Annotated in this window: 12 protein-coding genes and 1 tRNA gene; 6 read left to right on the plus strand and 7 right to left on the minus strand. The window is 39.4% G+C overall.

The genetic code is table 11. The features are described 5' to 3' along the window. Positions 1-88 precede the first annotated feature (88 nt). A complete protein-coding gene (gene gyrA / locus A7967_RS05165; protein WP_054203625.1) occupies positions 89-2,785 on the minus strand; it encodes a DNA topoisomerase (ATP-hydrolyzing) subunit A in 2,697 nt (898 codons plus the stop codon). Between the two features lie 179 nt (positions 2,786-2,964). Here gyrA and ubiG point away from each other — a divergent pair, with 179 nt between their 5' ends. The 5 genes from ubiG (at position 2,965) to yfaE (ending at position 8,493) form a co-directional block, all read left to right on the plus strand. Continuing rightward, positions 2,965-3,675, plus strand: a complete 711-nt coding sequence (ubiG, locus tag A7967_RS05170; protein WP_054203624.1) for a bifunctional 2-polyprenyl-6-hydroxyphenol methylase/3-demethylubiquinol 3-O-methyltransferase UbiG — start codon at positions 2,965-2,967, stop codon at positions 3,673-3,675. Beyond that, entirely contained in the window at positions 3,675-4,358 is a 684-nt protein-coding gene (locus tag A7967_RS05175) for an HAD family hydrolase (RefSeq protein WP_054203623.1), read from the plus strand. Before ubiG ends, A7967_RS05175 begins: the two co-directional genes overlap by 1 nt. 380 nt (positions 4,359-4,738) lie before the next feature. Then, positions 4,739-7,021, plus strand: coding sequence for a class 1a ribonucleoside-diphosphate reductase subunit alpha (gene nrdA / locus A7967_RS05180; protein ID WP_054203622.1), 2,283 nt, complete (start codon positions 4,739-4,741; stop codon positions 7,019-7,021). 69 nt (positions 7,022-7,090) lie between these two features. Further along, entirely contained in the window at positions 7,091-8,221 is a 1,131-nt protein-coding gene (nrdB, locus tag A7967_RS05185; RefSeq protein ID WP_054203621.1) for a class Ia ribonucleoside-diphosphate reductase subunit beta, read from the plus strand. Then, positions 8,221-8,493: a class I ribonucleotide reductase maintenance protein YfaE gene (gene yfaE / locus A7967_RS05190; RefSeq protein ID WP_054203620.1), complete on the plus strand. Its 273-nt coding sequence runs from the start codon at positions 8,221-8,223 to the stop codon at positions 8,491-8,493. The genes nrdB and yfaE overlap by 1 nt, the downstream gene beginning before the upstream one ends. A gap of 31 nt (positions 8,494-8,524) precedes the next feature. Here the strand turns inward: yfaE and A7967_RS05195 are convergent, their stop codons facing one another. Then, a complete protein-coding gene (locus A7967_RS05195) occupies positions 8,525-9,052 on the minus strand; it encodes a YaeQ family protein (RefSeq protein ID WP_054203619.1) in 528 nt (175 codons plus the stop codon). A 149-nt stretch (positions 9,053-9,201) separates the two neighbouring features. Here A7967_RS05195 and A7967_RS05200 point away from each other — a divergent pair, with 149 nt between their 5' ends. Beyond that, positions 9,202-11,601, plus strand: a complete 2,400-nt coding sequence (locus tag A7967_RS05200; RefSeq protein WP_064435466.1) for a TonB-dependent receptor — start codon at positions 9,202-9,204, stop codon at positions 11,599-11,601. Between the two features lie 376 nt (positions 11,602-11,977). Here the strand turns inward: A7967_RS05200 and bamJ are convergent, their stop codons facing one another. The 5 genes from bamJ to A7967_RS05225 form a co-directional block, all read right to left on the minus strand. Next, positions 11,978-12,595 (minus strand): BamJ family beta-barrel-assembly machinery protein, encoded by a 618-nt coding sequence (gene bamJ / locus A7967_RS05205; RefSeq protein WP_054203617.1) that lies wholly within the window; start codon positions 12,593-12,595, stop codon positions 11,978-11,980. 104 nt (positions 12,596-12,699) lie between these two features. Continuing rightward, positions 12,700-13,086, minus strand: coding sequence for a hypothetical protein (locus tag A7967_RS05210; protein ID WP_054203616.1), 387 nt, complete (start codon positions 13,084-13,086; stop codon positions 12,700-12,702). Between the two features lie 49 nt (positions 13,087-13,135). Further along, positions 13,136-13,226 (minus strand) — tRNA-Ser (locus tag A7967_RS05215). Between the two features lie 105 nt (positions 13,227-13,331). Beyond that, positions 13,332-13,709, minus strand: coding sequence for a hypothetical protein (locus A7967_RS05220; protein ID WP_054203683.1), 378 nt, complete (start codon positions 13,707-13,709; stop codon positions 13,332-13,334). Between the two features lie 200 nt (positions 13,710-13,909). Continuing rightward, positions 13,910-14,458, minus strand: coding sequence for an NAD(P)H nitroreductase (locus A7967_RS05225; protein ID WP_054203615.1), 549 nt, complete (start codon positions 14,456-14,458; stop codon positions 13,910-13,912). Positions 14,459-14,821: the final 363 nt, after the last annotated feature.

Below are 14,821 nucleotides of genomic sequence, written 5' to 3' on the forward strand. Positions count from 1 at the left end.
TTATCCCCGTATCTGGGGATTGATATTATTGCTCAGTTTTATTTTAACAATAAAAAAAAGCGGCCAAAGCCGCTTTTATTTATTAATGCTATTCTGCTGGAGGGTTATCCCCAGCGTCATCATTAACAATCTCGACTACTTCAACGCTTTCGCCTTCGATAGCTTCAAGCTCATCGATTTCAATTTCTTCGATACGTTGTAAACCAACTACTTGCTCTTCGTCAATAGTTCTTATCAAAATAACACCTTGGGTATTACGCCCAACTGTAGAAACTTCGTTAACGCGAGTTCGTACTAAGGTTCCACGATTAGATATAATCATGATTTCATCGTTATCATCAACTTGAACTGCACCAACAACAGCACCATTACGCTCACTTACTTTGATTGATACCACACCTTGAGTCGCACGACTCTTCGATGGATAATCTTCAAGTAAAGTACGCTTACCGTAACCGTTTTCAGTTACTGTTAAGATAGCACCATCTGTCTTAGGTACAATTAATGAGACAACACGTTGACCTTCAGGCATTTTAATACCACGAACACCCGTTGCTGTACGACCCATCTGGCGTACACCTTTGAACTTGATTTCTGGCTTACCATTTTCATCAAGTACTGGGTTACCATTTTCATCTAATACTGGAGATTCTTCAGCTTCTTTAAAGCGAACAACTTTACCAGCATCAGTGAATAGCATGATCTCGTTGCTTCCATCAGTGATGTCTACACCAATTAAGCTATCACCATCGTTTAAGTTAACGGCAATAATACCGCTAGCACGTTGACGGCTATACGCTGTCAGTGGTGTTTTCTTAACTGTACCAAATGCAGTTGCCATAAAGATGTATTTATCTTCTGCATATTCACGCACCGGCAAGATTGCTGTGATACGTTCGTCAGCTTCAAGCGGCAGTAAGTTTACAATTGGCTTACCGCGGGCAGCTCGGCTAGCAAGCGGTAATTGATACACTTTAAGCCAATATAAGCGACCAGCTGTTGAGAAACACAGAATCGTATCGTGCGTATTTGCAACTAATAAACGTTCGATGAAATCTTCATCTTTCATCTTCGTTGCTGACTTACCTTTACCACCACGACGCTGTGCTTCGTAATCAGATAATGGTTGATACTTAACGTAACCTTCGTGAGAAAGTGTAACTACTACGTCTTCTTCAGTGATCAAGTCTTCTAAACTGATATCATGCGCTGCGGCATTGATTTCCGTACGACGTTCATCACCATATTGCGCTTTAATTTCAACTAGCTCATCGCGGATAACTTCCATTAAGCGCTCTGGTGTAGCAAGAATATATAAAAGCTCAGCAATTAAATCTAATAACGTTTGGTATTCGCTTAGAATCTTTTCGTGCTCAAGACCTGTTAGCTTATGTAAACGCAAATCAAGGATAGCTTGGGCTTGTTGCTCAGAAATATAATACTGACCATCACGAATGCCTAAGTCATCAGCTAACCAATCAGGACGCGCTACATTTGCTTCACCCGCTTTTTCAAGCATGGCTTTAACATTACCTAGTTCCCACGGACGCGCAGCTAAGGCAATTTTTGCTTCAGCTGGGGTTGGCGAGTTACGAATAAGTTCGATAATTGGGTCAATGTTTGCAAGTGCAATCGCTAAACCTTCGAGCATGTGTGCACGATCGCGAGCTTTACGTAAATCAAATACGGTGCGGCGCGTTACAACTTCACGACGGTGAATAATAAACTCTTCAAGCATTTCTTTTAAATTGAAACACTTAGGTTGATTATTAATTAAGGCAACCATGTTCATACCAAACACAGTTTGTAACTGAGTTTGTGCATAAAGGTTGTTTAGAATCACTTCACCTACATCACCACGTTTGATCTCGATAACGATACGCATACCGTCTTTATCTGATTCATCACGTAATGCACTAATACCTTCAATCTTCTTATCTTTAACCAGCTCTGCAATCTTTTCGATTAAACGCGCTTTGTTTACTTGATAAGGGATTTCGTGAACGATAATCGTTTCACGATGAGTTTTTTCGTCGACTTCGATTTCTGCACGTGCACGCATGTACACTTTACCGCGACCGGTTAAATAGGCTTGTTCAATGCCTTTTTTACCATTAATAATTGCCGCAGTTGGGAAATCTGGCCCCGGAATATAATCCATTAACTCAAGGATTGTTAAATCAGGGTTTTGAATAAGGGCTAAACAACCATTCACAACTTCAGTTAAGTTATGAGGCGGAATGTTTGTTGCCATACCTACCGCAATACCCGATGAACCGTTTACTAATAAGTTAGGAACTTTCGTAGGCAATACGTCAGGAATTTGCTCTGTACCGTCGTAGTTAGGTACAAAATCAACCGTTTCTTTTTCAAGATCGGCCAAAAGCTCATGAGACATTTTCGCCATACGGACTTCCGTATAACGCATTGCTGCTGCTGAGTCACCATCAACTGAACCAAAGTTACCTTGGCCGTCTACTAGCATATAACGTAATGAGAATGGCTGTGCCATACGTACGATCGTGTCATACACAGCGCTGTCGCCATGGGGATGGTATTTACCAATTACGTCACCAACCACACGGGCTGATTTTTTGTAAGGCTTATTCCAATCATTATTAAGCTCGTTCATAGCAAACAAAACGCGGCGGTGAACAGGTTTTAAACCGTCACGTACGTCTGGTAATGCTCGTCCTACAATTACGCTCATCGCGTAATCTAAATAGGAGTTTTTTAACTCGTCTTCAATATTGACTGGCAGAATTTCATTGGCGAAATCAGTCATTTGATATCACATTCCTTCAGTATTTACCCCTAAAGTGCCACATACTGGGCGCTTGCGGGTATTTAGTTATTATTACCAAGTCATGCTACCACAATTTATTTATATTTACAGGCGCTAAATCTTTGCGATTTATTAATTTCCCCCTATATAATGGCCTCAGATTGACGAGGAAGCTTTTTATGACCGAACATCAAAATGTAGATAACGCAGAAATTGCAAAATTTGAAGCCATTGCCGAACGATGGTGGGATCGAGATGGAGAATTTAAACCTCTTCATGAGATCAACCCGTTACGATTAGACTTCATAGCCGACAAAGCCCATGGTTTGTTTGACAAAGAAACACTCGACGTAGGCTGTGGTGGTGGAATTTTAAGTGAAAGTATGGCGCGAATGGGCGCACACGTGACCGGTATTGATATGGGTCAAGAACCATTAACCGTGGCTAAATTGCACAGTTTAGAAACAGGTGTAAATGTTGAGTATATAAAAATACCAGCAGAAGAGTATGCAGCGCAGTACCCTGCTCGCTTTGATACTATTACCTGCATGGAAATGTTAGAACATGTACCTGATCCCGCTTCTATTATCCATGCCGTTGCCAAACTAGCCAAACCGGGTGCGGATGTATTTTTTTCAACCTTAAATAAAACCCCAAAAGCATATTTGTTTGCCATTGTTGGCGCAGAAAAGTTATTAAAAATGGTGCCAGAGGGAACTCACGACCACAAAAAATTTATTAAACCTGCACAACTTATTGCATGGGCAGAGCAAGCTGGATTAAAAGTACGTGCCAGCGCTGGCCTTAGCTATAACCCGCTATCAAAGCAATACAGCTTAAATACCGATGTCAGCGTTAATTATATTTTGCACTTTGAGAAACTGGCGTAATGGCTGACTCTAAAACAGCAACGCCAGTTATTAGCTATGATGCCTTTATTTTTGATTTAGATGGCACACTACTGGACACCGCAGATGATCTAGGCGCAGCGCTTAATAGCGTACTCGTTGATCATGATCAACCACAGGTTTCGGCTGACATCTATCGTCCTGCAGCTTCTAATGGTGCCATGGCGCTGCTGGAAGCCGGGTTCGGCCAGCAGTGGCATGCTCACCCAAAGCAAGGTGATTTACGCCAGCAATTGTTAAATGCTTACGCAAATAATATTGCAACGCATAGCCACTGTTTTTCTGGTATAGCGTCTTTATTAATTGCTCTTGGGCAAAAAAACATTAAATGGGGAATAATGACCAATAAACCTAGCTTTTTGACCACCCCATTAGTTTCAGCGATTACTGAATTAAAAGGCGCGCAAGCGGTTGTCAGTGGTGACACGTTAGCAGTAGCCAAGCCTTCCCCATTGCCGCTACTACACACCGCTAATTTATTAGGTGTTGAACCAACTCGGTGTTTATACATAGGTGATGCACAGCGTGACATTGTCGCAGCCAAAGCTGCAAACATGCACAGCGCTACGGCATTATGGGGATATATCCCTAGTGTAGCTGATGCAATAGGCTGGCAAGCTGATTTTAATTGGTACTCCCCTATTGATGCTTTTAACCATATATAGTGTCTAGCTAATTTTTAACCACTACATATTGTGATTGTGTTAATTTTTGTGCATTGATTGCTGATAAAAAAAGCAGCAGAAATTTATTTTTAAAATGAGATAATTTACTCAATCTGGAGTTGATTTTTATAAATTTCATTTTAATCAGAAGGTCAAAGGTTAATGCCCACTAACACAATCATGTTATCCCAACCTTATCCACAATCAAGGGTATTTATGTACCTTGCAAAAGATCGCAGACCACTCTATCTTGTGACCTAGAATTTGATAAGCACCAGATGTTGTGGCTAAGACTTATACAATTAAATTCTCGTTAAAGTAGCATTAACACAATAAAAATTTTTTTAGAAAATATTTCCTCAAGGAATACAGGCAAAATTATGAACCAACAGCTATCTGTAAGCAAACGTGACGGCCGCAAAGAGTCACTTGATTTAGATAAGATCCATCGCGTTATTGCTTGGGCCGCCGAGGGTCTAAAAAATGTCTCTGTCTCGCAAGTTGAATTAAAATCACATATTCAATTTTATGACGGTATTCGTACCGAAGACATTCATGAAACCATCATTAAAGCGGCAGCCGATCAGATCTCTAAAGAGTCTCCTGATTATCAGTACTTAGCTGCACGTTTAGCTGTATTCCACCTACGTAAAAAAGCATATGGTCAATTTGAACCACCTCGTTTATATGATCACATTGTTAAGCTAGTTGAAGACAAGCGCTACGACGCTCACTTACTGGCTGATTACACAGAACAAGAAATTGATGCATTGGACGAGTACCTTGATCATGGACGTGATTTAAACTTCAGCTACGCTGCGGTTAAACAACTTGAAGGTAAGTATTTAGTCCAAAACCGCGTTACAGGCGAAATCTATGAGAGCGCGCAGTTTTTATACATTTTAGTAGCCGCCAGTCTGTTTTCAGATTACCCAAAAGAAACACGTTTAGATTACATTAAACGTTTTTACGACGCAGTTTCATTATTTAAAATTTCATTACCAACACCAATCATGGCCGGTGTACGTACGCCGACACGTCAATTTAGTTCATGTGTACTTATTGAGTGTGGTGATAGCTTAGATTCTATCAATGCAACATCATCCGCGATTGTAAAATACGTATCGCAACGTGCAGGCATTGGTATTAATGCTGGTAGCATTCGTGCACTTGGTAGCCCTATTCGCAATGGCGAAGCCTACCACACCGGTTGTATTCCTTTTTATAAGCACTTCCAAACAGCCGTTAAAAGCTGCTCGCAAGGTGGTGTGCGTGGTGGTGCAGCCACTTTATTCTACCCGCTTTGGCATTTAGAAGTTGAAAATTTATTAGTACTTAAAAACAACCGTGGTGTTGATGATAACCGTGTACGTCACCTTGACTACGGTGTTCAGTTTAATAAACTTATGTACTCGCGTTTAATTAAAGACGATTACATCACGCTCTTTAGCCCATCAGACGTGCCTGGTTTATATAATGCATTTTTTGAAGATCAAGATGAATTTGATAAATTATATGTGCAGTACGAACAAGATGACTCAATTCGTAAAAAACGTATTAAAGCCATTGAACTGTTTTCAATGTTTGCACAAGAGCGTGCAAGTACAGGCCGTATTTACTTACAAAATGTAGATCACTGCAATACGCACAGCCCGTTCATTGCTAAAGTTGCGCCTATTCGTCAATCTAACTTATGTTTAGAAATAGCGTTACCAACTAAGCCGCTTAACAATGTAAATGATGAAGAAGGCGAGATTGCTTTATGTACTTTGTCAGCATTTAACTTAGGTGCGATTGAGTCACTGGATGAGCTTGAAGAACTTGCAGAGCTGGCTGTACGTGCCCTTGATAATCTGCTTGATTTCCAAGACTACCCTGTCCCCGCTGCAAAAAATGCAACCATGGGTCGTCGCACATTAGGTATAGGCGTAATCAACTACGCTTACTATCTTGCTAAAAATGGTAAGCGTTACTCTGATGGCAGTGCTAACGCATTAACGCACAAAACATTTGAAGCAATTCAGTACTACCTAATGAAAGCATCAAATGAACTTGCAAAAGAACGCGGTGCTTGCCCTAAATTTAACGAAACAACGTATTCACAAGGTATTATGCCAACAGATACGTATAAGCGTGATTTAGATAAAATCTGTGATGAGCCATTGCATCTAGATTGGGACACATTGCGTGCCAATATTAAACAGTATGGTATGCGTAACTCAACGTTATCTGCGTTGATGCCGTCAGAGACATCATCACAGATTTCAAACGCAACGAATGGTATTGAGCCTCCTCGCGGGCATATCAGTGTAAAAGCCAGTAAAGATGGTATTTTAAAGCAAGTTGTGCCTGAGTATGAGCGCCTAAAAGATAGCTACGAGTTATTATGGGATATCCCATCAAACAAAGGTTATTTAGAACTTGTTGGTATTATGCAAAAATTTGTTGACCAAACAATTTCTGCAAACACTAATTATGATCCAAATAAGTTCGAAGGGGGTAAAGTACCTATGAAGGTGTTACTACAAGACTTACTAGGTGCATATAAACTAGGGGTTAAAACACTTTACTACCATAATACACGTGATGGTGCTTCTGATATGCAAGACGAAACACCAGAAGTGGAAGATGATGATTGTGCAGGCGGCGCATGTAAAATCTAATCGATTATAAATATAAATTTGAAGCGGGCTTTACGCCCGCTTTATCCTGTTCGTTTTTTGAGTGATCTTATGTCTTATACTACTTTTAGCCGAAACCATAATAACCAACTACAAGAACCGATGTTTTTCGGCCAAACCGTTAACGTATCGCGTTATGATCAACAGAAGTACCCTATTTTCGAAAAATTAATTGAAAAACAACTTTCGTTTTTTTGGCGCCCAGAAGAAGTTGATGTAAGCAAAGACCGCTTAGATTTCCAAGCCTTGCCAGATCACGAAAAACATATATTTTTAAGTAATTTAAAATACCAAACTTTGCTTGATAGTGTACAAGGTCGATCGCCTAATGTTGCATTATTGCCAATTGTGTCTATTCCTGAACTTGAAACTTGGATTGAAACATGGGCATTCAGTGAAACAATTCATAGCCGTTCATATACACATATTATTCGTAATGTAACTCAAGCCCCTGAACTTATTTTTGACGATATCGTCAGTAATGAAAAAATTAGTGAACGTGCTGATGCGGTAACTAAATATTACGACGAGTTAATTAATAAAGTTGCCGTATACAACTTATATGGTGAAGGTAAGCATGTGCTTAACGGTGAAACCGTTAATATCAGTTTATTTGAGCTTAAAAAACTTTTGTACCTTGCCATGATGTCAGTGAATATTTTAGAAGCGATCCGCTTTTATGTTAGCTTTGCTTGCTCATTTGCATTTGCTGAGCGAGAGCTAATGGAAGGTAATGCAAAAATAATAAAACTTATTGCCCGTGATGAAGCACTGCATTTATCTGGTACACAACATATTCTTAATATTATGCAAGATGGCAAAGATGACCCTGAAATGGCTATTGTAGCCGCACAGTGTCGTGAAGAAGCAATTCAAATGTTTGTTGATGCTGCTGAGCAGGAAAAAGAATGGGCTGAGTATTTATTTAAAGATGGATCCATGATTGGTTTAAATAAAGATATTCTTTGTCAATACGTAGAATACATTACCAATGCACGTATGATTGCAGTTGGCCTACCTGCACAATTTCCGAGTAACAGCAATCCAATTCCTTGGATCAGCTCATGGCTTGTTTCTGATAATGTACAGGTTGCCCCACAGGAAGCCGAAATAAGCTCATATCTTGTTGGCCAAATTGACTCGCAAGTAGATGCGTCTGACTTTGGTGATTTTGATCTCTAATGTCTGTGCAAAAAACTGCAAAGGTTCACCTTGCAGATGACAGCCAGTGTTTTGATTTTAATACTGGCTGCCCTTCTCTTTTAGACTGTTTAGAACAAAACAAATTAACTGTGCCCTATCAGTGCCGCGAAGGCTATTGTGGTGCCTGTAGGGCGACGCTTATTGATGGAACTGTTAATTATAACCAAGAGCCTTTAGCGTTTGTCAGAGAAGGCGAAGTATTACTGTGTTGTTGTAAACCAAATGGCAGTATTACCCTGAGTTTTAAATGATTAAAAGACGAGATATAAGCATTGGTACGTTTTAGTGCCAATCAAATTTATTCGTTTCATAGCAATGATCTTTATCGCTAATCATCAAACTTGTGTCATCTATTATAACATCCCAGCTTAAGTTTTTCGTTAAGCCAGCCCGTATATCATCAATAAACTGCTGATCAATTTCAATAATATGGCTGTTTGAAAAGAAACTCAATCGTGTCTGAACATCCGCTAGCCAATCAGTATTGGCGGCGGTCAATATAAGAAGCTCATCAACATTTTTGGCTATTTTAATTAGCTGCTCTGCATCGGGCTTATCAACACTTAGCCATGTCTTATAATGCTCGTCTAAGGCTTTAATACTAACGTCTGGCGTTAGTTTATCAAATTGCTTATTTATCACCGCATCTTTATCATAAGATAGCAGACAGTAACCAAGTAGCTTTAAAATAAAATGCTCTAAGCTCTCATTCTTAACTAAAGCCGTAGTGAACACTTCTTGGTGGTTCCGTTGCTGGCGCAAATCAGCAATAGTAAACCGAGCTTTAAAAACGCGGGTTTTATCACTCATTGCAAATACCTATGATCGGCTACTTAAAAGTAAGTATAGCGGATATAAAAATTTAAGCGGATTATTAAAAGTTATGGTATAACATTATTGATCCACTTTATTGTTGGTGTTATATTATATCACAACATAATCATCACGATGTAGTACCCATGATCCGACATTCATTAATTTCCACTGCAATAATCACTGCCCTTAGTTCATTTTCCGCTCATGCTGGCATTATCAAAGGCCAAGTATTAGATACTAATAATCAACCAATTAGTCAGGCCGATGTACATATACACGGGAAAACACAATCAATTAAAACTGATGACAATGGTCAATTCAGTATTAATGTTGATGCCAATAGTCAATTACACATAAGTAAAAGTAATTACATTGATGCACGTATTGCAGTAAATGAAGCTAGCTCGGCTCTAAATATTACACTCACCCCAACGTCTGTTGAAACGATGGTCGTATATGCGTCAGCTTTGCATAAAAACAGCTTAGAAATGATTTCGCCAGTGAGCGTACTTGCTGGTGATGAATTACGTAACAAAGCTAAACCAACCCTAGGTGAAACTCTCAAGGGAATTCCTGGCGTAAATGCCAGTTATTTTGGTCCGGTATCATCAAGTCCAATTATCCGTGGTTTAGATGGCCCGCGCGTTAAGATCACACAAAATGGATTAGACAGTAGTGATGCGTCACGCATTGGTCCTGATCACGCGACCTCAAACGATAGTTTAGCTGCAGAACAAATTGAAGTTTTACGTGGACCTGCAACCCTACTCTATGGGTCAGGTGCGATCGGCGGCGTGGTAAATGTTGTTGATAACCGAATTCCGACTGATAACATTGAACAGCTAACTGGTGCTGTTGAATACACCCATGACACGGTTTCAAATGCTAATACGTATGCAGCAAAACTGGAAACAGGTCACAACAACTTTAATTTTCATTTTGATGGTACAAAACGTACTGGTGATGATTATCAAACGCCGCGTTTTGATTTACCCGAAGAAGAGCACGAAGAGCATGACGGCCATGAAGAAGAAGAAGAACATGAAACCGCAACATCTGTAGAAAACACATTTATTGATAGTCAAACCGTTAATTTTGGTACCAGTTATGTGGGTGAACATTTTACTCTTGGTTTGGCTTACGGACGTATTGATACTGACTACGGTATCCCTGCACATGAACACCATGAACACGAACACGATCATGAGCTCGGCCATGACCACGAAGATGGTGAAGAAACGCCAGTTTATGCACGTGTAGAGCAAGATCGCTGGCAAGGTCTTATGAGCTATGCGTTGCATAATAATTGGATAGAAACGATTAACTTACGTGTTGGTTATACTGACTATCGTCATGCTGAAATTGAAGATGGTGCTATTGGTACTATTTTTAGTAACGAAACTACAGAAGCACGATTAAACATTGAGCATAAGTTTGCTAATTGGCACGGTATGGTAGGTTATCACTTTAGCGATTCTGACTATGACGCTAATGGCGAAGAAGCATTTACTCCAGCCAGTAAAACAACCAGTCATGCAATCTTTATTTTAGAAGAGCAGCAAATTGGTGATGTTACTATTGAGTTTGGTGCACGCTTAGAAGATTACACTATTGATAGCGCAATCGCAGACCATGACCATGACCATGACCATGACCATGACCATGACCATGATGAGTCAAACGCACAAACACAGCTATACAGTAAAAGTTTCACTAATTTAAGCGTCTCTGCAGGTGGTATTTGGCAGTATACGCCAGGACAAAGTATCGCACTAAGCTTATCTCATTCTGAACGAGCACCGCTTTCTGCTGAATTACTTTCAAATGGTGTTCATATTGCCACCGGCACCTATGAACTTGGCCTAGGCTATGAAATTGAAGAAGGTGAGATTCACTTTGAGCCAGAGGATATAAAGCAAGAAACATCAACTAATATTGATTTAAGTTTTAGACGCTTTAGTGGTGATTTTGGTTATACCGTTAACTTTTTTTATAACGATATTGAAAATTTCTATTATCAGCAAAATACGGGTCTAGTCTTCGATGAAGAGCATGGTTTAGAAGCTGCAGAAGAAGGTCACGAAGGTGACATGACTGTATATCAATTTGTAAGCAAAGATGCACAATTATATGGTCTAGAATTTGATGCGCATTACAAAATAAATTCAAATGCGATGATCAAGCTTTTTGGTGATTCTACAACGGCCAAGCTATCTTCTGACGATAATAACTTACCGCGTATACCTGCGAACAAGTTAGGCTCTGAGTTACAATATAATCTTAATGATTGGCAGTTTAGCTTAACCGGCACACATTATTTTGAACAAAATGACATTACCGCTTATGAAACTGCAACTGATAGCTATACATTATTTGATGCACAAGCAAATTACCAATTAACCGTTGGCCCTGTTGATACACAATTTTATATCAATATAGATAATATTACAGATGAATTAGGCTTTGTTCACAGCTCTTTTATCAAGGATAAAGCCCCTCTACCTGGTCGTAATTTTAGAATTGGTGTACGTGGTTACTTTTAATACCAATCTGGGTCGATATGGGGTCTATTTAATGACAAGTAAATTGCGTTATAACGAGGACGTGTTGACCTTTCGTGATTAATTTTGCAGCAGTATGTTTGGCATTTAGGCAAGGCAGCGCCTATGGTGTGGGTGTTCCCCATAAATAGGCGATAACGCAGTATAAATGCCAAACATGCGCTGCCCAAAGGGTTCTTCCTAAGCAAAAATTTTTATATCCAGTGGTTCTAAATTAAAAATTTTTAACGCCGTTATAGCGTGATTTACTTCGTTAAATTGTTCAAATGTTTATGCAGATTAGTATAATATTACTTTGTAACAACAAAAAGCCGCGCTAATAAATATTAGCGCGGCTTTTTAATATCAAAATGTCTAATTAAAGAATTTCGATTAACTCAACATCAAAAATAAGCGTTGAGAAAGGAGCAATTGCAGCGCCAGCACCACGTTCACCATAAGCAAGCTCATGAGGAACATATAAACGCCATTTTGAGCCAGTGCCCATCATTTGTAATGCTTCAGTCCAACCTTTGATCACGCCACCTACAGGGAACTCAGCAGGTTGACCACGCTCATAAGAGCTATCAAAAACAGTACCGTTGATTAATGTACCATGGTAATGAGTACGTACAGTTGATTCTGCCGTTGGCTTAGCGCCTTCACCAGCAGTTAATACTTCATACTGTAAACCAGACTCAGTTACTGTGATTTCAGAACGTTTTGCATTTTCTTCTAAAAATGAAATGCCTTCAGCAGAGAGTACTTTTGACTCTTCTTCACGACGTGCTTGAATTTCTGTATTGATTTTTTCGAATGCAGCTTGGATCTCAGGGATCTCGACTTGGAAGTCGCTACCAGCATACGCATCTTTCATGCCTTCAAATACTGAATTTAAGTTTAAACCTTCGAATGGATTAGCTTTAAGTTGCTCACCCATTTGTAAGCCAATACCGTAACTTGCTTTTTCAGCATCTGTAGTAAAATTATCTGACATAATGTGTTTCACGTTTTGTTTATACCAACCTATCATGCGCTGGTATCAGTTAAAAGACGCGTCTATGCTATCATAAAAAAAAGCCCTTTTGGGCTTCTTTAAGCTTAGTTTTTATTGAGTTTTTGCTTAATTAGGCCCATTGCAAAAGTAAATGCAGGCAGGCTGATTAAAATACCAGCAAGCAATGGTCTACTCAATAATGCATGCGTACCAACTAATACCGCAGGTACTACAACAACACCAACGACCCCAATAAAAAATGCACCAATCACAGGCCAATGTTTGTCATATTTTGTGATCAAATGTCCACTGAGAATATTGAAACCTAAACAATAAACAAACGACGTAAGTAAAACAGCATCAGGTTGGGCATCAATAGCCATTTTGACGAGCAAGTTGATGGCACTGTGATAGCAATAAGCAAATACAGTCCATAACAGGACATGTTTGACCACCCGTTGCACCGTGTTTAATTGGTTTTGTTGAGACATCATAAACTCCAGATAGCAAAAAGCCGCCCATAAGGCGGCTTTTTAAATATGGTGGAGAGATAGGGATTTGAACCCTAGATGGGCTATAAACCCATGCCGGTTTTCAAGACCGGTGCATTCGACCACTCTGCCATCTCTCCGTACGGCGCGGATAATAGTGGGAATGACTCTCTTTGTAAACCCCTAAAATGTAAAAAACCTAAAATAATTGATATTATAGGTTTTTTAACTCATTTTAAGACAGTTCAATAATATTGCTTAGGTCGACGAGCAATTAGTGAGCATAATGAACACGCTAATAAACTTAAGCTAACAAAGCTAATAACTTGGAATATCAAATCAAATCTGTTTAGGTCACCGCTTGGCATAATCACCAAAATAAATGCCGGTAATACACTTAACATCACTACGTACAAACACACTTTAAATGCTCGACCAAAATCAAATCGTTTACTGCGTTGCATCCACCAAGTCAGTAAAACAAGAATACTCATCGCTGAAAAGGCCACTAAATACGGTGTTTTTGTACTCATTGCGATATAAAGAGTCAGCGCTGCGCCAACCAAGCCCCATAAGGACCACGTTAACCATTTCTCTTTTTCACGTAGAAATAAATTTCCCATCATTCTCGTCTTCTTTATCGTTATTTTTATAAGACTATCCATACACTAACAAAAAACAACAGATTAAAAAACATACTGCAGAAGAAATAGTTCAATTAATGCATCCATGCACTTCTTACAGCTAAAGCAGAGTAACACGTTTAAACTTAATATGATGTGACCAGATTTTTAGAGAAAAGTTCATTCATTTGTGAAAATGATTATAAATTTGTAAAAAAGTGTTCAGGGCTATGACGGACAGATTTTTTACAATCAACTGCTGGTGTCCCTAAATAAAGATACCCGACAATTTCATCTTCACGAGTTAAGCTTAAAGCACCTTTAACTGCATCACTCTGTGCAAAATAACCCGTGCGCCACACACCACCTAAACCTTGAGCGAAAGCTGCTTGTTGCATAGCTAACACCGCACACCCAGCACTTTGAACTTGCTCTACGCGTGGAACTTTTGGGTGAGCTTGGTATTTTGCAATAGCGATAATAATCATCGGGGCACGCAGCGGTAATTCTTTCGCACGATTAATCACTTTTTCATCTTGTTGCTCTGCAATAGCACTTTGATGATAGATCTCACCCAAACGTTCACGCCCTTCCCCCTCAACAACAATAAATTGCCATGGTGCAATACAGCCATGATCTGGCACTCGCAGCGCCGCCTGTTTAATAATACTAAGTTGATCATCATTAGGGCCTGGGGCAATCAATCGAGGATCTGATTGGCGGGTTAATAAAAGTTCAATAGCATCCATAGCAAATCTCTTATTTAAAAGAAAAGAGCATACCATTGATAGTGAACGCTGAGAAAGTGATCTGAGCCAATACTTTGAGATACTTCGTTGATAAAATAAAATGACACAAAGCGACATCTGAACACTTACTGGTTGATTAAACTCAATGATATTACAGTCTGGATCGCTGATGAAAAAAGCCGAGAGCGATATAAATTTAATCAGGAGACATAATAGAACTTCTTATCTCATATATGATTGCACTAACCTGAAACTTCCGAACTCGTAAATCACAGCTTTTATCCTATTTTAGCTGAAATAATCATTATTTAGATGTTTAAACACATACGTACATTATGCATCAACTGTTCAGAAGACATTGAA

The sequence above is a fragment of the Pseudoalteromonas neustonica genome (assembly GCF_001653135.1).
Classification (GTDB): Bacteria; Pseudomonadota; Gammaproteobacteria; order Enterobacterales; family Alteromonadaceae; genus Pseudoalteromonas; species Pseudoalteromonas neustonica.